The sequence below is a fragment of the Agrobacterium sp. 22-221-1 genome (genome assembly GCF_053522445.1).
The window spans coordinates 138,188-156,693 of sequence record NZ_JBNWCL010000002.1 but is presented as its reverse complement, the minus strand read 5'-3'; the positions used below and the strand labels follow the sequence as shown (position 1 = coordinate 156,693).

The window sequence follows — 18,506 nt, the reverse complement described above, 5'->3', positions numbered from 1 at the left end:
AGACTGAGGGGAAACATGACTGAGGCCGCATTTGACAACGGCAAAACGCCGAAGACCTCGAAGGACTGGGACCTGCGCGCCGTCGCGCCTTTCGTGGCGCTGGCCCTGCTGCTGGTTCTCGGCACCATCGCCAATCCCAATTTTATCGGCATCGACAATCTCCTGAACGTCATCACCCGCAGCGCCTTCATCGCCATCATCGCGCTCGGCGCAACTTACGTCATCACCTCGGGCGGGCTCGATCTTTCGGTTGGCGCGATGGTGGCTTTCGTCGCCAGCCTGATGATCCTGTTCATGAATAGCGGCGTCATCGCCAGTCCGCTTTTGATGCTGCTCACCGCCATGGCGCTGGCGCTCGCCATCGGGGCTGCCTGCGGGCTGACGAACGGCCTCATCACCACCATCGGCCGTATCGAACCCTTCATCGCCACGCTCGGCACCATGGGCATCTATCGCGGCTTGACCACATGGCTGTCGCAGGGCGGGGCGATCACGCTGCGCAATCCGGAAATCCAGACGCTTTATCGTCCGGTCTATTTCGGCAATGTTCTGGGCGTGCCGGTGCCGGTCATCGTCATCTTCGTCACCGCTGCGATAGCCGCCTTCGTGCTTTACCGCACCCGTTACGGGCGGCATCTGACCGCAGTAGGGTCGAGCGAGGATGTGGCGCGATATTCCGGCATTTCGGTCGCGCGGGTGCGCACCATCGCTTATGTGGTGCAGGGGCTGTGTGTCGCCGTTGCGGTGCTGCTTTACGTGCCGCGCCTCGCTTCCACTTCGGCCACCACAGGCATGTTGTGGGAGTTGCAGGCCATCACCGCCGTCGTGGTCGGCGGCACGGCGCTGAGGGGCGGGGTAGGGCGCATCTGGGGGACGATCTGCGGCGCCTTCATTCTGGAGATCGTCGGCAACATCATGATCCTCTCGAACTTCGTCAGCGAATATCTGATCGGCGCCATTCAGGGGGCCATCATCATCATCGCCATGCTGGTGCAGCGTTCGCTCAGCCGCAGGTGACGTATCACGCCGCGCCATGTGGGGCAGGCGCGGTCGAAGGAGGAACGCCCCGGTCTTGGGAGGAAAGAGACTATGCGTAGTAAATTCATCGGCGTGGCCTTTGCCGCGCTGGCCACGGTGCTTGCCGCTTCAGCGCATGCGCAGGACAAGAAGGTCACCATCGGCGTATCCATTCCAGCGGCCGACCATGGCTGGACGGCGGGCGTCGTCTACCATGCCGAGCGTGTGGCGAAGCTTTTGATGCAGGAACATCCGGGGCTCAATGTCATCGTCAAGACGTCACCGGATGCCGCCAATCAGGCGAATGCGCTGCAGGACCTTGCCGTGCAGGGGCTCGATGCGCTGGTCGTGTTGCCGTCCGATCCCGATCCGCTGGTCAACGCCATCAAGGAGATCAAGGACAAGGGCACCTTCGTCGCGCTGGTCGACCGCGCGCCGAGCGTCAACGACAATTCCATCCGCGATCTCTATGTTGCCGGCAACAACCCCGCACTTGGCCAGGTGGCCGGCGAATACATCAAGAAGACGACGCCTGACGCCGAAGTCGTGGTCATTCGCGGCCTGCCGATCCCGATCGATCAGCAGCGGCAGGACGGTTTCGACAAGGGTATCGCGGGTTCCAGCGTCAAGGTTCTCGACCGTCAATACGGCAACTGGAACCGCGACGACGCCTTCCGCGTGATGCAGGACTATCTGACCAAGTACAAGAAGATCGACGTGGTCTGGTGTCAGGATGACGACATGGCTATCGGCGTGCTGGAAGCCATCCAGCAGGCGAAACGCACCGATATCCAGTATATCGTTGCGGGCGCCGGTTCCAAGGACATGATCAAGAAGGTCATGGATGGCGACAAGCTGGTGCCGGTCGATGTGCTCTACCCGCCGGCGATGGTGGCGACAGCCATGCAGCTGACGGCTGGGCATTTCTACGATCAGGTGCCGGTCGCGGGTGAATATATCCTCGATGCGACGCTCATCACCAAGGACAATGCCGAGCAGTTCTACTTCCCGGATTCGCCGTTCTGACGAACTGGCTTCTGCCATGCGACGCCCGCTGAAACGCGGGCGTCGATGCTGCTAAAAGTTTGCCGAGGTTTGGATTTGGCGAGACGGCTGCATCCCCACTCCGTACTGGATGCCGGATAAAGTCCGGCATGACGGAGGGACGCTCGGCGAATGCCGCCCGGCCCTTCACCCGTTTTTCCTGAACCACGCCGAGAGATAATCCACGAAGCTGCGCACCTTGGCCGGCAGGTAGCGGCGATGCGGATAGACCGCATAGATACCCCTGTCCTTGGAAATAAAATCGTCGAACAGCGTCACCAGCTCGCCGGACTGGATATAGGGTCTGGCGATGAAATCGGGCACCAGCGCAATGCCAAGGCCGGCGCGGGCGGCGCGCAGCGTTGCCTGCGGGCTGTTGACCTCGATAGGCCCGCTGATGGTGACCGAATTCGAGCCGCCATCCGGCTCGAGATAGCGCACTGTATTGTGGAAACGCGTATTGGTGTCGATGATGAAGGGAACGCGGGAGAAATCCTGCGGTCCGTCGAGCGGCCCGTGCTGCGCCACGAAATCCGCCGTCGCCACCGCGTAGACCCGGAAATCGGAGAGCTTGCGGGCGATGAGGCCCGAATCCTCCAGCCGGGTTATCCGAACCGCAAGGTCGAAACCTTCCTCGATCAGGTCGACGAACCGGTCCTCGGCGACGATTTCCAGCGACAGTTCCGGATTTTCCTTGGCGAAGTCGATCAGGCTCTGGCCGACATCGGCATCGATGAAGGTGCGGGGAACGGAAATCCTGAGCTTGCCCTTCAGATCGGCATTCTTTTCGCGCACCAGATCGGCGAGATTGTCGATCTCCTTCAAAATATCGGAAGCGGTGCGGTAATAGGTGTGCCCGGCTTCCGTCAGAGAAAACTGCCGGGTGGTGCGGTTGAGGAGCAGCGCGCCGAGATCGTCCTCCAGTTCCCGCACATATTTGGACAGAAGCGCCTTGGAACGCCCCGTCTTGCGCGCAGCGGCGGAAAAACCCTCCGCTTCGACGACATCGATAAAGGCGCGGATGCGGGTGAGCGTGTCCATGAAAATCCTCCAGTTCGTTCCATATAATTGAACGGCGAGGGCGGACTGTTCAACCCTTAATTCATTGCCGAAAAAATCCGCTCTTTGGTGAAAAAATCCTCTTGATTATGACTGCGAATATTCTTATTTCCCGTGCTGCCCAAAGTCGCACGTGCCCATGTGTGTCCGCCGATTCCTCGATGTGGTGAGGATTTAGGTAAGGTACCTGGAACTAACCCCTCCAGTCGCTATTCCGGCCAACCGGAAAATGCGAGGACATACGAAGCAACGACGGTGCGGGCCTTTCTGGTTCTCTGCCGGCTTTCCATCAGCCGGGGTACTAAAGAGGCACACCATCATTGCCTGAAGTGCGGTCGGGTCATTCCCTCCAATCCATGGCAGACAAAGCCGAATGATGCTCTGGCAGGGCATCGTTCACATTCGCGCCTTGAGCGTATGCTATCGATTCTGCGCCTCCACCGGCTGATTCGAATGCATATCTCGAGCGTCCTTTGTCCTCCGGATTTTTCCGGAGCCGGTTTAACAGGGAATACATCGATGACGACTGCACGCATTCTCGACTTCATCAAGACCCGACGTCCCGAAGGCCCTTGCCTCGTGGTTGATCTCGACGTCGTGCGCGACAATTTCAACGCTTTCCGGCATTCCCTGCCGAACAGCGCCATCTATTACGCCGTCAAGGCAAACCCGGCTCCCGAAATCCTGAAGCTGCTCGCTTCGCTCGGCTCCAACTTCGATTGCGCCTCCGTGGCTGAAATCCAGATGGCGCTCGATGCCGGTGCGACGGCCGACCGTATCTCCTTCGGCAACACCATCAAGAAGGAACGCGATGTTGCACGCGCCCATGCGCTCGGCATCGATCTTTTCGCCGTGGACAGCCATGAGGAAGTCGAGAAGGTTGCCCGTGCCGCTCCCGGCGCGCGCGTCTTCTGCCGCGTGCTGACGGATGGCGAAGGTGCCGAATGGCCGCTGTCGCGCAAGTTCGGCTGCGTTCCGCAGATGGCTGTCGACGTTCTCGTCTACGCACATCAGCTGGGTCTCGAATCCTACGGCGTTTCCTTCCATGTCGGTTCGCAGATGATGAATCTCGACGCATGGGATGCCGCACTTGCCGATGCCAAGCGCGTCTTCGCTTCGCTTGCCAAGCAGGGCATCCACCTGCAGATGGTCAACATGGGCGGTGGTTTCCCGACCAAGTACCTGCGCGACGTTCCGGCTGCCGAAGAATACGGCCAGGCGATCGACACGGCGCTGCGCAAGCACTTCGGCAACCAGATCCCGAAGACGATCATCGAGCCGGGCCGCGGCATGGTCGGCAATGCCGGCGTCATCAAGGCGGAAGTAGTTCTGGTGTCGCGCAAGTCCGACAATGACAACCACCGCTGGGTGTTCCTCGACATCGGCAAGTTCGGCGGTCTCGCCGAGACGATGGACGAGGCTATCCGTTACCCGATCCGCACGACACGCGATCAGGACGAGATGGAGCCCTGCGTTCTGGCCGGCCCGACCTGCGACAGTGCCGATGTGCTGTATGAAAAGAACATGTATCCGCTGCCGGTCTCGCTGACCATCGGCGACGAAGTTCTGATCGAAGGCACGGGCGCTTACACGACCACCTATTCGGCGGTCGCGTTCAACGGTTTCGAGCCGCTGAAGGCCTACGTCATCTAAAGCATCGAACCGAAAAGCGTTACGCGGTTTTCGGAAAATCCGATGCTTCTTAAAAGTCCGAGTGCCGTCCGCTGAGCAGGGCGGCGTCTCGACCAAGCTTCCGTTCCGGCCCTGCCGATTGTGCTGATGCGCAAATCCCTGCTTGCTGCACCTCTTCCAGCCGAGGAAAGCGTGTCGGCGGGCCGGAACGGCTCCACCAATTTTTCATCAAGGGCCGCGTGTGGGCGGTAGTGTGACGGGAGGCCAAGGATGGCCGCTCTTTTGAATTCGGTACGGGCATTTTTCACGCCGCAGACATTTCATGTCGATCAGGAAAATCCGGGCGATGTCGTTGCCCGTGAGAACCTGCTGGACCGCGCCATGGGCGCCGGCCGCCGCCGCAAGTCTTCCGAAAAGCTGCGCGCCGGTCGCGTTCCGGCCGAAGGCCTCGCGCTTGTCGCCCGCGATGAGGACGGCCATGTCATCGGCACGGTGCGCCTTTGGAACGTCGAGGCCGGCATCTCGCGCGAAGGCCGCGCCGTCGAAGCGCTGCTGCTCGGCCCGCTGGCCGTCGATGCCGCCCATGAGGGCAAGGGTATCGGCTCGGCGCTGATGCGCGCCGCCATTGCCGAAGCCACCAAGCGTGGCCACGGCGCCGTTCTTCTGGTTGGCGATGCGCCCTATTACGAGCGCTTCGGCTTTTTCGCCGACAAGGCCCAGCACCTCATCATGCCCGGCCCGTTCGAGCGCAGCCGTTTCCTGGCGCTGGAACTGAAATCCGGCTGGCTTGAAGGCGCTGCCGGCCTGCTGGTGGCAAGCGGCCGCAGGCTGTTTGCCTGAGACCGTCAACCGTTGATTTCGTGCTCCGGCCGGGTGGCCGGAGCCGATCCAGCGAAATTGTATTGCTGCAAAATATTCTTTCATGCGAGGCTGCGGAATCGGATGCGATACCGGTTCGGCGGCGATAGGGTCGCAATTGCCTCTTTGGCCATTGCGACAGTTTATGTCTGCTCCGGCGTGATTTCAGCAGCAGGGGATCAGGCATGCAGGCAGCTCTACTCCGAACCAATCGCGACTACCGCCTGCTATTCTCCGCGAGCGCCGTATCCAATCTTGCCGATGGTATTTCGATGGTGGCGATACCATGGCTAGGCACCTTGCTGACCAGCGATCCGCTGCTGATTTCCATGATCGCGGTGGCGCAACGGCTGCCCTGGCTGCTTTTTGCACTGCCGGTCGGTGTCTGGACGGATCGAAGCGACCGGCGTCTGCTGATGGTGCGGGCGGACATGGTGCGGCTGGCGCTGATGGTATGCGCCGTCGCGATGATCTCCGCTACCACAAACCCGCCATTGCCGACGCAATCTGGTTCGGCAGCGATTTTTTCGCTGGCGGTAATAGCCTTCCTGTTCGGCTGCGCCGAGGTCGTTCGGGACAATGCGGCTCAGACGATTCTGCCTTCACTTGTCGCGCCGGGTGATCTTGAACATGCCAATGGCCAGATGTGGAGCGCCGAACAGATCACTGGCCAGTTCATCGGCCTGCCGCTGGCCGGCCTGTTGATTGCGGCGGGCATCGCCATTCCCTTCGGTTTCGATGCCGGTTTTTATGGGGTTTCGGCGGCGTTGATCTGGCTCGTCGTGCTGCCGCCGCGCAGGCCCTCCAGCCCCGTTTCTTTCTGGCCCGCATTGCAGGAAGGACTTGGCTGGATGCGGCGCAATACCATGATCCTTCGGCTGGCTATCATGCTGGGAGCAATCAACGCCGTATTTGTCGGGGGAATGACGATCCTCGTTCTCTATGCGCAGGAGGTGCTCAATCTATCCGCGACCGCCTATGGCGTGCTGTTGACATGCGGCGCTGCGGGCGGCGTTCTTGGCGGGCTGATCTCTCCATGGTTTGCCCGCCAACTGGGGGCGAGAGCAAGCCTCTTTCTGGCGCTTTGCGCATTTGCACTGTTCAATCTGGTTCTCGGCCTGTCGGCCTCCGTGCCGCTGGTTGCGACCGGCCTGTTTTTCGAGGCCGCAGCGGGCATGTTGTGGAATGTGGTGACCGTCAGCTACAGGCAAAGGCTTATTCCGGATGAGCTGCTTGGGCGCGTCAATTCCGTCTATCGGTTTTTCGGTTGGGGGGCGATGTCGTTTGGCGCGTTTGCCGCCGGCATACTGGTTAGTTTTGCCGAGCCGGGGGTCGGCCGCATTGCGGCACTGCATATGCCTTATCTGGTCGGAGCCTTTATCTGCGCGGTTCTGGCCGTTTATGGCTTCTTCCGACTGCGCTTTTGACGCCCTCCTGCGCGGTGACCTGCCGGCCGTTTTATCGCCTCATCGCGCTCCATGCCTCTTGCGCACAGAAATTTACGGGTATATACCCGAGACAAATGCCAAACGATAGTTGCCATTGCATCCTGTTGCGCAAAGCATCCCGCAAGGTTTCGTCCTATTATGACGAGGCCCTGGCGCCGCTTGGCGTGAATATCGGCCAGTTCAGTCTGTTGCGGAATATCAATCGCACCGCGCCTGTCTCGCTGACCGATCTGGCCGCGAGGGTGGAACTGGATCGCTCCACTGTCGGCCGCAACGCCAAGGTGCTGGCGCGCATGGGTCTGGTGGCCATCGGTCACGGCGAGGATCAGCGGGAAGCGATGCTGACCGTGACGAAGGAAGGCCACGCGATCCTGAAAGCGGGCGCGCCGCTCTGGGATGGGGTGCAGGATGAAATCGAGGCCCGGCTTGGGCCTGAGAAGACAGCACAATTGCAGGAGCTGCTCGCAGCCCTGTGATTTTTGGGGACATAAGCGGGTATCTGCCCGCAATACAGGGTATATACCCGTAAAATATCGGCCGCGGCCGCTGGAAAGGGAATTTGAACATGCTCTCCACACGCCTCGCCAGCTGGATGGCCGGCAGAAATCTGCATTATGGCTGGCTCGTTGCCGCAACCACCTTTTTGACCATGCTGGCCACCGCCGGTGCGATGGGGTCCGCCGGGGTGATGATCCAGCCGCTGCATCAGGAATTCGGCTGGGATATTGCCGATATTTCCTCCGCAATGGCCGTCAGGCTGGTGCTTTTTGGTCTGCTCGGGCCTTTTGCCGCCGCCTTCATGAATCATTTCGGCGTCCGGCAGGTGGTTTCCACCGCGCTTGCCCTGATCATGGGCGGCATTGTCGCCTCCTTCTTCATGACCGAGGTATGGCAATTGCTGCTGCTCTGGGGCGTGGTGATCGGCGTCGGCACCGGCATGACCGCGCTGGTATTGGGCGCCACCGTGGCGACACGCTGGTTTTCCAAGCGTCGCGGACTGGTGATCGGCCTCATGACGGCGAGCAACGCCACCGGTCAGCTGGTTTTCCTGCCGCTGCTGGCGGCGCTGACGGAAGCCTATGGCTGGCGAACCGCCTTGACCCTGTCCGTTGCGGTAATCGCAACCGCCATGGTCCTCGTCCTGCTTTTGATGCGTGACCATCCTGCCGATGTCGGCCTGCCGGCCTATGGCGAGACGGCGGTGGCAAAGCCGGTCAAGCAGGATCACAATCTTCTCGCCACACTGGTATCGCCGCTGGTGACCCTGAAGAGCGTATCGGGCAACCCGGTATTCTGGGTGCTTTTCGGCACCTTCTTTGTCTGCGGGCTTTCGACCAACGGTCTCATCCAGACACACTGGATTTCGATCTGCGGCGATTTCGGCATGGCTGCGGTGACGGCGGCGGGCACGCTGGCGGTGATCGGCATTTTCGATTTCTTCGGCACGATCTTCGCCGGCTGGCTTTCCGACCGGTTCGACAATCGCTTCCTGCTGTTCTGGTTCTACGGTCTGCGCGGCCTGTCCTTGCTTTACCTCTCATTCTCGGGGTTCAGCTTCGTGGAGCTTTCGGTCTTCGCCGTCTTTTACGGTCTGGACTGGGTGGCGACCGTGCCGCCGACGGTGAAGCTCGCTGCCGAGAATTTCGGTCGCGAAAAGGCGGGTCTCGTTTTCGGCTGGGTGTTTGCCGGCCATCAGCTGGGAGCCGCCACCGCCGCCTTTGGCGCCGGTTTCTTCAAGAGCGACTTCGATACCTATATGCCCGCGCTGCAGATTGCCGGTCTGATGTGCATGATCGCGGCCGTCTCGGTTCTGCTTCTGCGCAAGCCGGGTTCCGCAACCCTGACGCCCCAGGCCGCGTGATAGAGGTGATGCACTGGAAGGAGGCCTGCAAATGCAGGCCTTTTTCGTATTTTTCCGGCATCTGCCGGGCGCGTTGTGCATCCGCTTCTCTATCGCTGGATGGCATTTGTTGCGTAATTGTCACAATGCTTGTCGGTTAATCGTTCCGATCCATGATCGGGGTCCCGGTTTGATCCATCTCAATCGGCCCGTCTCTCCCTTCGTCATAGTGGCCCCAAGCGGTTGCGGCAGGCGAAGATTCGCGAAAGCCCGCCGTCATCAGCCGGTTCCGGGGACTTGCCCGGCTGCGGTGCGCTATAGGAGAGATGGAATGACGAACAGAAACAAAAAAACCGCCTTGCTTGCCAGTGTCGCAGTCGGTGTTGCGGCCATGCTGGTATCCGCCAATGCCATGGCCGCCGATCTGGCCCAGGCAGCGCCGGCCCCCACCGCCGAAGAGGCGATTGCGGCGGCAAGCCCGTGGATGCTGCGCGTGCGCGGCCTCGGCGTCATCACCCATGATAGCGGTAGCGTCGACGGTTTGCCGGGAGCGGGCCTGTCCTATTCGGACACCGTGATCCCGGAACTCGACATCAGCTATTTCTTCACCGAAAACTTCGCCGCAGAGCTTATCCTCGGCACCACCTATGCCAAGATCAATGGCGAGGGTTTGCTGGCCGGCACGCCCGTCGGCAAGACGTGGTTGCTGCCGCCGACACTGACGCTGCAATATCACTTCACCGATTTCGGCGCTTTCAAGCCCTATATCGGCGCGGGCGTGAACTATTCGCTGTTCTATAATCAGACGGAAAAGCCCGGTTTCAGCAATCTCGACGTCAAGAACAAGGTCGGTGCAGCCGTGCAGGTCGGTTTCGACTATATGCTGGACGAGCATTGGGGCGTGAACTTCGACGTGAAGAAGATCTTCCTCAAGACCGACTGGACGGCGGAACTCGGCGGCACACCGATCAGCGGCAAGGCGAAGCTCGATCCATGGCTGATCGGCGCGGGTATCACCTATCGCTTCTGATCACCGGATCGGCTGAGCGCCGCCTTTGACGGGCGGCGCTTTCTGGGCTATAGGGACGGCCACGGGCATAAGAGCCCCGGCCGTCCGCAGGCGTTTGCGCCCCTGGTGAAGCTCTTTCTTTAATAACGGTCATCCCATGTTTTGCATGTCGTCGATGGCAACGCGGACCCCCTTCGGAATAGTCGGCATGCGCATGTTGGAGAACCGTTATGAACGTGTCCAAACCGCTCCCCGCCCTTGAGGGGCTGAAAGAACAGGCAAAGCGCCTGCGCGCCGCCCTTGAGGATCAGGGGCAGGCAATCACCCATTCGAAAGCGCTGGAACTCATCGCCGCGCAATATGGCTTCCGCGACTGGAACACCCTCCACGCATCGGCCGGCAATCGCCCCGCCTTCAACCCCTATCTTCTGGGGTCTAGGGTGGAAGGTTTTTACCTCGGCCAGCCTTTTGTGGCCTCCGTTCTGGGCGTGCAGGCGCTCGGCGGCGATCCCGAACGTTACCGGCTGACCCTGCATCTCGATGATCCGGTGGATGTGGTGACTTTCGAAAGCTTTTCCGCCTTTCGCCAACGCGTCCACTGCAATGTTGATACATCCGGCCGCACCGTGGAGAAAACCTCCAATGGTCGGCCGCAGGTGGAACTGGTGTGGTAGGGAGCTGGCGGAGATTCTAGCTATAGTGTGAGCACCCGCCCAGTGGCGGGTGTCCCGTTTCTGCGACCAAGCCTAAATCCGCTTCCCCGACGCGTCGAACAGATGGAAATCCTTTGCCTGTGCGGCGATCCGCAGCGTCTCGCCGATGCGAAGCTGCGAGCGGCCGTGGACGCGGAAGACGATTGTTGTGCCGTCGGCGAAGGAGCCGTGCACGTAGCTTTCCGCACCCACCAGTTCCACGGCGTCCACCTGCACGGTGCCGGTGAAGGCGGCGTCTGCGGGGGCTTCATCGGCAAGGGTGATGTCTTCGGGGCGAATGCCGAGCGTGGCGACGCCCTGCGGCAGTGCCGCGGTTCCCTGCACCGACCAGCCGGAAGAGCCGTTTGCCGATGTCGCGCCATGGCTCAGCAGGTTCATGGAAGGTGAACCGATAAAGGTGGCGACAAAGGTGGTCGCCGGCTTTTCGTAAAGCTCGATCGGCGTGCCCATCTGCTCGATGCGGCCGGCATTCAGCACCACCAGCCGGTCGGCCAGCGTCATGGCCTCCATCTGGTCATGGGTGACATAAACGCTGGTGGTGGCGAGCGAACGCTGCAGGCGGCGGATTTCCACCCGCATCTGCACGCGCAGCTTGGCGTCGAGGTTGGAGAGCGGCTCGTCGAACAGGAAGGCCGCGGGCTTGCGCACGATGGCGCGGCCCATGGCCACGCGCTGGCGCTGGCCGCCGGAAAGCTGGCGCGGCTTGCGCTCCAGGAACTGTTCGATCTCCAGCGCCTTGGCCGCCTCGGTGATGCGCCGTTCGATCTCCTCTTTCGGCGTGTTGCGGTTCTTCAGGCCATAGGCAAGGTTCTGGCGCACCGTCATATGCGGATAAAGCGCATAATTCTGGAACACCATGGCGATGTCGCGGTCGGAGGGTTCGAGATCGTTGACGACACGGTCGCCGATGATGATCTGGCCGCCGGATATGCCTTCCAGCCCGGCGATCATGCGCAGCAGGGTGGATTTTCCGCAGCCGGAGGGGCCGACGAGCACGATCATTTCGCCGTCGGCGATATCCATCGATACGCCCTTGATGGCCTCGACATTGCCGCCATAAACCTTGCGGACGTCTTTCAGCGCAATTTTTGCCATTACTTTTCGGTCTCCACCAAACCTTTGACGAACCAGCGCTGCATCAGCACCACAACGATAATCGGGGGGATGATGGCGAGGATCGCCGTCACCATCACATAATTCCAGGGCGTCGAAGCGTCGGTGAAATCCACCATGCGCTTGAGGCCGATGATGATTGTGTTCATCTTGGCGTCGTTGGTCACGAGCAGCGGCCAGAGATATTGGGTCCAGCCATAGATGAACAGGATCACGAATAGGGCGGCGATATTGGTTCTCGACAGCGGCAGCAGAATATCGCGCATGAAGCGAAACGGCCCTGCATTATCGATACGCGCCGCCTCGACCAGCTCACCGGGAATGGTCAGGAAGAACTGCCGGAACAGGAAGGTTGCCGTTGCCGACGCCATTAGCGGCAGCGTCAATCCCGCATAGGTGTCGATAAGCCCAAGATCGACGATGACCTTGTAGGTGGGCAGGATGCGCACTTCCACCGGCAGCATGAGCGTGATGAAGATCATCCAGAAAAAGCCCATGCGGAAGGGAAAGCGGAAGAAGACGATGGCAAAGGCCGACAGGAACGAGATGACGATCTTGCCGATGGCGATGGCGAGCGCTACGACGAAGCTGTTGAACAGCAGCCGCTCGAGGCTGACGCCTACGACCCTTTCGACACCGCCAACCATGGCATCGGTGTAATTAGCGCCAAGATGGTCGCCGGGCAAAAGCGACATGGGCGGGCGGATGATATCCGTCGAGGTCATGGAGGAGGCGACGAAGGTGTAATAGATCGGGAAGGCCACGATGATGATGCCGAGAGCCAGCATCAGATGGGCGATCACGCGGGCGACCGGGCGATTTTCAATCATCAGTAAATCCTCAGCCGTAATGCACGCGCTTCTCGACGAAGCGGAACTGGAAGGCGGTGAGCGCGATGACGATCACCATAAGGATCACGGATTGCGCGGCGGAAGAGCCGAGATTGAGGTTCACGAAACCATCATTATAGACCTTGTAGACCAACGTTTCCGTCGCCTTGGCCGGGCCGCCGCCGGTGACGGCATGGATGATGCCGAAGGTATCGAAGAAGGCGTAAACCGTGTTGACGACCAGAAGGAAGAAGGTTGTCGGCGCAAGCAGCGGGAAAACGATGGTCCAGAAGCGCCGCGAACCGCGCGCGCCGTCGATGGAGGCCGCCTCCAGCAATGATTTAGGAATTGCCTGCAAGCCTGCGACAAAAAACAGAAAATTATAACTGATCTGCTTCCACGCGGCAGCCGCGACGACGAGCAGCATGGCCTGATCGCCATTGAGCAGCGGGTCCCACATGATGCCGTTGCGGCGCAGAATGTAGGAGAAGGTGCCCATGGCCGGGTTGAACATGAAGAGCCACAACATGCCGGCCACCGCAGGGGCAACGGCATAGGGCATGATCATCATGGTGCGGTAAAAACCCTTGCCGCGCACCACGCGGTCCGCCGCCGTCGCCAGAAGCAGCGCCAGCCCCATGGAGACGAGCGCGGTCAGGATGCTGAAGATGACGGTGACCTGCAGCGAGTTCAGATAGCTTTCATCCGACAGCACGGCGGAAAAATTCGCCAGCCCGACGAAATTGCTGTTCAGCCCGAAGGCGTCCTCGCGCATGGTCGACTGGTAAAGCGCCTGGCTTGCCGGCCAGAAGAAAAAGATCACCGTGAGGATGATCTGCGGCGCGACCAGCAGATAGGGCAGGATCTTGTTGGGGAATACGACGCTTTGCACGGCGATCTCCTGATGAGATGGGAATGCCGCCCGCACCTGTTCGAGGATGCGGGCGGGGCAGGGGATCGTTTAGTTGCCGGCAGCCTGTTTGATGGCCGCATCGCCGCGCTCGACGATCTTGTCGAGTGCTGCTTTCGCGTCCTGCTTGCCGGCCAGCATCGCCTCGAACTCCTCATTCATGATGTCGCGCACCTGCGGCAGGTTCACGAGGCGCACGCCCTTGGAGTTTTCTGTCGGCGGCTTGCCCATCATCTGCAGCAGCGGCGTTTCACGGGCGGGGTTCTTGTCGTAGAAGCCGGATTTCTTGGTTTCCTCATAGGCCGCGATGGTCACGGGCATATAGCCGGAGACCTGATGCAGGCGTGCCTGAATCTTGGTCTGGGAGAGGAAGTGGAAGAACTCGGCCACGCCCTTATATTCGGCGTCGCTCTTGCCGCCGAAGACCCAGAGGCTGGCGCCGCCGGGAATGGTGTTCTGCGGACCATGGCCCTCATAATAGGGAAGCTGGCCGATGCCGTAATTCATGCCGGTCTTGACGATATCGCCAAGGCCGCCGGAAGATTCGGTCAGGATGCCGCATTCGCCGGACATGAACAGCTGCTTGGCCTCCGAGGTGCGGCCGCCATAACGGAAGGTGCCGTCTTTCGCGAGGTCGGCAATCGCCTGGAAATGCTCTACGAAGAGCGGTGCATTGACCGCAAGCTTCACATCCGTGCCGCCAAGGCCGTTTTCATTGCTGCCATAGGAGACGTTGTTCCAGGCGGCGAAGTTTTCGGTCTGAATCCAGGTGAGCCAGGTGGAGGTGAAACCGCATTGGGCCGCACCGCTGGTCTTGATCTTCTTGGCAGCTTCGAAAACTTCCGGCCAGGTCTTCGGCGGGTTGGCGGCATCGAGGCCGGCCTTCTGGAAGACATCCTTGTTGTAATAGAGGATCGGCGAGGACGAATTGTAAGGGAAGGACAGCATGGTGCCGTCAGGCTTGGAATAATAGGCCACGATGCCGGCCAGATAGTCGGCCTTGTTGAAAGTGTAGCCGCCTTCCTTCAGCACGTCCGCCACCGGCTTGATGGCGCCGGCAGCACCCATCATCACGCCCGAACCGGCGTCGAAGACCTGAATGATCGCCGGCGGCTGCTTGGCGCGGAACGCCGCAATGCCGGCATTCAGCGTTTCCGGATAGGTGCCCTTGAAGACGGGCGTGATCTTGTATTCTTTCTGGCTATCGTTGAATTCTTTGGCAAGCGTATCCACGACCTCGTTGTTGGCGCCGGTCATGGCGTGCCACCACTGAATGTCCGTTACTGCATATGCATTCGATGTGACAAAAAACGAAAGCGCGGATGCCGCGGCGAGGCGGTAGCTGAGTTTTTTCAAGGTCATTCCTCCCGTTATGAAAACAGTAAAAGATACAGCCCCTTATTGCAGTCGTTCCTCCTCGATCCGGCTGCGGGCGATCTTTTCTGTACTAGCGATCTGATTAAAAGCGAACTCTAACGAAAATGCAAGAGAACGTGGAACGATTAAAACGAAAGTGAAGGAAACGGATTTATTATTCCATTTCCTTCGTTCCATGGTTTTTTCATGCGCCCGGCTGTTAGGGGCATGCCGGCGCGGGATCAGCTCCCGGCGGAAATCCAACAATCGGCATTGATATGTTATTACATTACGTATTATGGTGCGGCGAATTTATGAATGTCGAAGGTGCGGATGTGTTCGGAATGAAGCGGAAGAAGACGGTCGATTCCAGGGACGTTTCGGCCGTCGCGCCACCTGTCCGCACGGTGCCGGTTACCCTGCTGACCGGTTTTCTGGGCGCGGGCAAGACGACGTTGCTGAACGCGCTTCTGACTGAGCCCGCCATGCGCGATGCCGCGGTCATCGTCAATGAATTCGGCTCGGTGCCCATCGATCACGGTCTGGTGCGAACGGGTTCTGAACGATATTTCAGAACGACGACGGGCTGCATCTGCTGTACGGCCACCAGCGATATCCGCACCTCGCTTTATGAGCTGCATCAGGCCTTTCTGGAAGGGATGATGCCGGAAGTATCGCGGGTCGTCATCGAAACCACCGGCCTTGCCGATCCCGCGCCGATCATCAACAGCCTGATCGCCGGCGGCACGCCGGCGCTTGGCCTGCGCGATCACATCGTCGCCCGGCATTTCCATCTTTCAGGCGTGGTCACGGCTTTCGACGTTGTCTCCGGTCCGGCGATGCTCGACAGCTTTATCGAAGGCTGGAAACAGCTTGCCTTTGCCGACCATATCGTTCTGACGAAAACCGATCTTGCCGATGCTGCGGCCGTAGACCGCGAAAGCCTCGCGGATCTCAATCCTGCGGCCTTGTTTCACGACCGTAATGCCGCCGATTTCGATCTGATGTCGTTATTTGCAGCCTCGGATTATTCGCTGCGCGGCAAGCCGGAGGATGCGCCGGGATGGCTTGCGGCCGACAGGCTGAGCCTTCATGCCGCCCACCAGCACGATATCAACCGCCATGGCGTCGGGGTCGAGGCTTTCGATCTCACTTTTGACGGCGCTTTCGATCCGCAGGCGATCGTCACTTTTCTGGAGCTCGTCACCAGCAATGTGCATTCCGGCCTGTTGCGGCTCAAGGGAATTTTCGGCGCGACGGATGACGCGGAGCGGCCGGTTGTCGCCCACGCGGTGCAGCACCGGCTTTATCCATTGACCCGCCTGGAGCGCTGGCCGGATGGCAATCGTTCCACGCGCATCGTGCTGATCGGCATGGACATGCCGCAGCAGCCGATCCGCGCTCTCTTCGATACATTGGCCTCGCAGGCGGGGCGAAAGGGCAGGGCATGAACAATCCGCTTGCGCGCAGCGGCTCCGCAATCGTCTCGCAGGCCCGTCTTCTGAAGCAATGGTCCCGCGATCTGCTGCATCTCCACCCCGAAGATATTCTCACCGTCAGCGAGCTTTCCTGCGCCCTGCCGGATTGCCCGCCGCGCGAAACGGTGATCGTCATCCTGTCGGCTTCCGGTATCAGCCGGCAACTATCCATCCACAAGCCGCTTCTCGCGGTGGATCATGACGATATCGTGCGCGCCATTGCCGCGAATTCGGCTTGAGAACCCGTTTTCAGGCTCAAGATGCGCTTGACCGCCGACGCCCTCATCCGCCACTTCAGGGGCAGCGCGGGATTCGCGGATGATGAAGGGCGGGCAATGGCCGATCTGGCGGTATATGCGGGTTTGTTCCTGACGGCGTTTATCGCGGCGACCATTCTGCCCATGCAGTCGGAGGCCGCACTGGCCGGCCTCATCGTTTTGAAATCACAGCCCGTCTGGCTGCTGGTCGCCGTGGCCAGCGCCGGCAATGTCGCCGGCTCCTTTGCGAACTGGCTGCTCGGCCGCGGCATCGAGCGCTTTCGGCAAGAACGCTGGTTTCCGGTCGGGGAGGCGGCGCTGGAGCGCGCCCAGAACTGGTATCGTCGTCATGGCAAATGGTCACTGCTCATCAGCTGGGCACCGCTGATCGGCGATCCGCTGACGGTTGCCGCCGGCATCATGAAGGAACCGCTGCCTGTCTTCCTGCTGCTGGTCACCATCGCCAAGGTCGGGCGTTATCTCGTTCTGGCGCTGGTGACGCTGAATTTTCTGTAGTGTTTCGCAAGAAACGGTGTGGCCTGTTTCTTCTCCCCGCCGGGGAGAAGATGGCCCGAAGGGTCAGATGAGGGGGCAAGCTTACCGCATATCACTACCCTCGCCCCCTCATCCCGCTGCCGCGACCTTCTCCCCGGCGGGGAGAAGGCAAAAGACGCAACCGCTCGGCTGAAATGCGGGCGGTGGAGACAATCAAGCCGCCTGCCGGTCCCAGCTTGCGAAAGGATCCGGCAGATGCCGCCATGCATCCGGTGTGAATGCCTCGGTATCAATCAGGCAGGCATCGAGCTGGGCGCGGATGCGCGCCTCGTTCATCGGGTCTGAACCGATGAAGACGATTTCCTGTCGCCGGTCGCCGAAGACCGGATCGAGATAGGGCTTCATCATATCGAGGAACTGCTTTTCGCGCGGCCATTGCTCCTTCGGCACGGCGGACCACCATAGGCCCATCTTGCCGGTGCGCACCAACGCGCCGGCCTGGCTGATCTCGCCGACATAACGCGGACGCGTCGCCAGCCAGAAGAAGCCCTTGGCGCGCACCACGCCTGGCCAGGCGCGGTCGATGAAGCGCTGGAACAGCACGGGGTCGAAGGGTTTTTGGGCGCGGTAAACGAAGGAGCGGATGCCATATTCCTCGGTTTCGGGAATGTGGTCCTTGAAGCCGTGCAATTCCTTGAACCACAGGGGGTGTTCTTCGGCCCTGGCGAAATCGAAACGGCCGGTGCCGAGAACCTCATTCAGCGCCACCTTGCCGAAATCGGCCTCGATGAGCTTCGCATCCGGGTTCAGCCCGACGATGATCTTGCGGGCGGCGTCCCGTTCCTCCGGCGTCGCGGTGCCGATCTTGTTGAGGACGACGACATCGGCAAATTCGATCTGCTCCACCAGAAGGTCGACGATGGTGCGGTTGTCGCCATCGCCCGCCGTTTCGCCCCGGTCGGCCAGAAAATCGGACGAACCGTAATCGTTGAGAAGATTGGCGGCATCCACCACCGTCACCATGGTGTCGAGACGCGCGACATCGGAAAGGCTGCGGCCGTTTTCATCGCGAAAATCGAAGGTCGCGGCGACCGGAAGCGGCTCGGCGATGCCGGTGGATTCGATCAGCAGGTAGTCGAAACGGCCCTGTTCGGCCAGCGCCCGCACCTCCGTCAGGAGGTCGTCGCGCAGCGTGCAACAGATGCAGCCATTGGTCATTTCCACCAATTGCTCTTCCGTGCGGGAGAGATTGGCGCCGCCATCGCGCACCAGTGCGGCGTCGATATTGATCTCGCTCATGTCGTTGACGATCAACGCCACGCGCAGACCATCGCGATTGGCGAGAATATAGTTGAGAAGCGTCGTCTTGCCGGCGCCGAGAAAGCCGGAAAGCACGGTGACGGGAAGTTTTTGCGACATATGGACCTCGTTTTTTGGCAACGCTCGC

The 18,506-nt window shown here is 60.4% G+C and carries 18 protein-coding genes; 12 read left to right on the top strand and 6 right to left on the bottom strand.

What is annotated here, in order from left to right; translation table 11 throughout:
• Positions 1-15 precede the first annotated feature (15 nt).
• Together ACQZ5N_RS04285 and ACQZ5N_RS04280 are read left to right on the top strand one after the other, a co-directional pair.
• Entirely contained in the window at positions 16-1,017 is a 1,002-nt protein-coding gene (locus ACQZ5N_RS04285; RefSeq protein ID WP_020810859.1) for an ABC transporter permease, read from the top strand.
• Positions 1,018-1,089: 72 nt separating this feature from the next.
• The gene (locus ACQZ5N_RS04280; RefSeq protein ID WP_020810860.1) at positions 1,090-2,043 is read left to right on the top strand and encodes a substrate-binding domain-containing protein; all 954 of its coding nucleotides are present in this window, start codon (positions 1,090-1,092) and stop codon (positions 2,041-2,043) included.
• A 165-nt stretch (positions 2,044-2,208) separates the two neighbouring features.
• Here ACQZ5N_RS04280 and ACQZ5N_RS04275 read toward each other — a convergent pair whose 3' ends face one another.
• Positions 2,209-3,102: a LysR family transcriptional regulator gene (locus tag ACQZ5N_RS04275; RefSeq protein WP_003523361.1), complete on the bottom strand. Its 894-nt coding sequence runs from the start codon at positions 3,100-3,102 to the stop codon at positions 2,209-2,211.
• A gap of 537 nt (positions 3,103-3,639) precedes the next feature.
• On the opposite strand from ACQZ5N_RS04275, the gene odc2 reads away from it, so the two are divergent.
• The 7 genes from odc2 (at position 3,640) to ACQZ5N_RS04240 (ending at position 10,581) form a co-directional block, all read left to right on the top strand.
• Positions 3,640-4,773 (top strand): ornithine/lysine decarboxylase, encoded by a 1,134-nt coding sequence (gene odc2, locus ACQZ5N_RS04270; protein WP_035261035.1) that lies wholly within the window; start codon positions 3,640-3,642, stop codon positions 4,771-4,773.
• Between the two features lie 249 nt (positions 4,774-5,022).
• On the top strand, positions 5,023-5,592 hold the full coding sequence (locus ACQZ5N_RS04265; protein ID WP_448732195.1) for a GNAT family N-acetyltransferase: 570 nt from the start codon (positions 5,023-5,025) through the stop codon (positions 5,590-5,592).
• 203 nt (positions 5,593-5,795) lie between these two features.
• The gene (locus ACQZ5N_RS04260) at positions 5,796-7,037 is read left to right on the top strand and encodes an MFS transporter (protein WP_448732194.1); all 1,242 of its coding nucleotides are present in this window, start codon (positions 5,796-5,798) and stop codon (positions 7,035-7,037) included.
• Between the two features lie 95 nt (positions 7,038-7,132).
• Positions 7,133-7,534, top strand: coding sequence for a MarR family winged helix-turn-helix transcriptional regulator (locus tag ACQZ5N_RS04255; protein ID WP_020813347.1), 402 nt, complete (start codon positions 7,133-7,135; stop codon positions 7,532-7,534).
• An 89-nt stretch (positions 7,535-7,623) separates the two neighbouring features.
• Entirely contained in the window at positions 7,624-8,919 is a 1,296-nt protein-coding gene (locus ACQZ5N_RS04250) for an MFS transporter (RefSeq protein WP_080820717.1), read from the top strand.
• 310 nt (positions 8,920-9,229) lie between these two features.
• Positions 9,230-9,928, top strand: coding sequence for an OmpW/AlkL family protein (locus ACQZ5N_RS04245; RefSeq protein ID WP_448732193.1), 699 nt, complete (start codon positions 9,230-9,232; stop codon positions 9,926-9,928).
• Between the two features lie 209 nt (positions 9,929-10,137).
• Entirely contained in the window at positions 10,138-10,581 is a 444-nt protein-coding gene (locus ACQZ5N_RS04240; RefSeq protein ID WP_077984241.1) for a glyoxalase superfamily protein, read from the top strand.
• Between the two features lie 72 nt (positions 10,582-10,653).
• On the opposite strand, the gene ACQZ5N_RS04235 is transcribed toward ACQZ5N_RS04240, so the two are convergent.
• The 4 genes from ACQZ5N_RS04235 to ugpB all read right to left on the bottom strand — a co-directional run bounded on the left by ACQZ5N_RS04235 (position 10,654) and on the right by ugpB (position 14,835).
• A complete protein-coding gene (locus ACQZ5N_RS04235; RefSeq protein ID WP_448732192.1) occupies positions 10,654-11,715 on the bottom strand; it encodes a sn-glycerol-3-phosphate import ATP-binding protein UgpC in 1,062 nt (353 codons plus the stop codon).
• On the bottom strand, positions 11,715-12,563 hold the full coding sequence (gene ugpE, locus ACQZ5N_RS04230) for a sn-glycerol-3-phosphate ABC transporter permease UgpE (RefSeq protein WP_448732191.1): 849 nt from the start codon (positions 12,561-12,563) through the stop codon (positions 11,715-11,717). Before ugpE ends, ACQZ5N_RS04235 begins: the two co-directional genes overlap by 1 nt.
• A 10-nt stretch (positions 12,564-12,573) precedes the next feature.
• Positions 12,574-13,455, bottom strand: coding sequence for a sn-glycerol-3-phosphate ABC transporter permease UgpA (ugpA, locus tag ACQZ5N_RS04225; protein ID WP_003523346.1), 882 nt, complete (start codon positions 13,453-13,455; stop codon positions 12,574-12,576).
• Between the two features lie 69 nt (positions 13,456-13,524).
• The gene (ugpB, locus tag ACQZ5N_RS04220) at positions 13,525-14,835 is read right to left on the bottom strand and encodes a sn-glycerol-3-phosphate ABC transporter substrate-binding protein UgpB (protein WP_003523344.1); all 1,311 of its coding nucleotides are present in this window, start codon (positions 14,833-14,835) and stop codon (positions 13,525-13,527) included.
• A 338-nt stretch (positions 14,836-15,173) separates the two neighbouring features.
• On the opposite strand from ugpB, the gene ACQZ5N_RS04215 reads away from it, so the two are divergent.
• The 3 genes from ACQZ5N_RS04215 to ACQZ5N_RS04205 all read left to right on the top strand — a co-directional run bounded on the left by ACQZ5N_RS04215 (position 15,174) and on the right by ACQZ5N_RS04205 (position 17,080).
• The gene (locus ACQZ5N_RS04215; protein ID WP_448732190.1) at positions 15,174-16,280 is read left to right on the top strand and encodes a CobW family GTP-binding protein; all 1,107 of its coding nucleotides are present in this window, start codon (positions 15,174-15,176) and stop codon (positions 16,278-16,280) included.
• The gene (locus ACQZ5N_RS04210; protein WP_448732189.1) at positions 16,277-16,546 is read left to right on the top strand and encodes a hypothetical protein; all 270 of its coding nucleotides are present in this window, start codon (positions 16,277-16,279) and stop codon (positions 16,544-16,546) included. The genes ACQZ5N_RS04215 and ACQZ5N_RS04210 overlap by 4 nt, the downstream gene beginning before the upstream one ends.
• A gap of 96 nt (positions 16,547-16,642) precedes the next feature.
• A complete protein-coding gene (locus tag ACQZ5N_RS04205; protein WP_448732369.1) occupies positions 16,643-17,080 on the top strand; it encodes a YqaA family protein in 438 nt (145 codons plus the stop codon).
• A 192-nt stretch (positions 17,081-17,272) separates the two neighbouring features.
• On the opposite strand, the gene zigA is transcribed toward ACQZ5N_RS04205, so the two are convergent.
• Entirely contained in the window at positions 17,273-18,478 is a 1,206-nt protein-coding gene (gene zigA / locus ACQZ5N_RS04200) for a zinc metallochaperone GTPase ZigA (protein WP_448732188.1), read from the bottom strand.
• Between the last annotated feature and the right edge of the window lie 28 nt (positions 18,479-18,506).

Bases quoted from the DNA above. Each gene is read 5' to 3' on its own strand.
- ACQZ5N_RS04245 (WP_448732193.1), top strand. From the start codon at position 9,230: ATGACGAACAGAAACAAAAAAACCGCCTTGCTTGCCAGTGTCGCAGTC.
- ACQZ5N_RS04280 (WP_020810860.1), top strand. From the start codon at position 1,090: ATGCGTAGTAAATTCATCGGCGTGGCCTTTGCCGCGCTGGCCACGGTG.
- ACQZ5N_RS04255 (WP_020813347.1), top strand. From the start codon at position 7,133: ATGCCAAACGATAGTTGCCATTGCATCCTGTTGCGCAAAGCATCCCGC.
- ugpE (WP_448732191.1), bottom strand. From the start codon at position 12,563: ATGATTGAAAATCGCCCGGTCGCCCGCGTGATCGCCCATCTGATGCTG.
- ACQZ5N_RS04240 (WP_077984241.1), top strand. From the start codon at position 10,138: ATGAACGTGTCCAAACCGCTCCCCGCCCTTGAGGGGCTGAAAGAACAG.
- ACQZ5N_RS04205 (WP_448732369.1), top strand. From the start codon at position 16,643: ATGGCCGATCTGGCGGTATATGCGGGTTTGTTCCTGACGGCGTTTATC.
- ACQZ5N_RS04215 (WP_448732190.1), top strand. From the start codon at position 15,174: ATGAAGCGGAAGAAGACGGTCGATTCCAGGGACGTTTCGGCCGTCGCG.
- odc2 (WP_035261035.1), top strand. From the start codon at position 3,640: ATGACGACTGCACGCATTCTCGACTTCATCAAGACCCGACGTCCCGAA.
- ACQZ5N_RS04210 (WP_448732189.1), top strand. From the start codon at position 16,277: ATGAACAATCCGCTTGCGCGCAGCGGCTCCGCAATCGTCTCGCAGGCC.
- ACQZ5N_RS04235 (WP_448732192.1), bottom strand. From the start codon at position 11,715: ATGGCAAAAATTGCGCTGAAAGACGTCCGCAAGGTTTATGGCGGCAAT.
- ACQZ5N_RS04250 (WP_080820717.1), top strand. From the start codon at position 7,624: ATGCTCTCCACACGCCTCGCCAGCTGGATGGCCGGCAGAAATCTGCAT.
- ACQZ5N_RS04285 (WP_020810859.1), top strand. From the start codon at position 16: ATGACTGAGGCCGCATTTGACAACGGCAAAACGCCGAAGACCTCGAAG.
- ugpB (WP_003523344.1), bottom strand. From the start codon at position 14,835: ATGACCTTGAAAAAACTCAGCTACCGCCTCGCCGCGGCATCCGCGCTT.
- ACQZ5N_RS04275 (WP_003523361.1), bottom strand. From the start codon at position 3,102: ATGGACACGCTCACCCGCATCCGCGCCTTTATCGATGTCGTCGAAGCG.
- ACQZ5N_RS04260 (WP_448732194.1), top strand. From the start codon at position 5,796: ATGCAGGCAGCTCTACTCCGAACCAATCGCGACTACCGCCTGCTATTC.
- ACQZ5N_RS04265 (WP_448732195.1), top strand. From the start codon at position 5,023: ATGGCCGCTCTTTTGAATTCGGTACGGGCATTTTTCACGCCGCAGACA.
- zigA (WP_448732188.1), bottom strand. From the start codon at position 18,478: ATGTCGCAAAAACTTCCCGTCACCGTGCTTTCCGGCTTTCTCGGCGCC.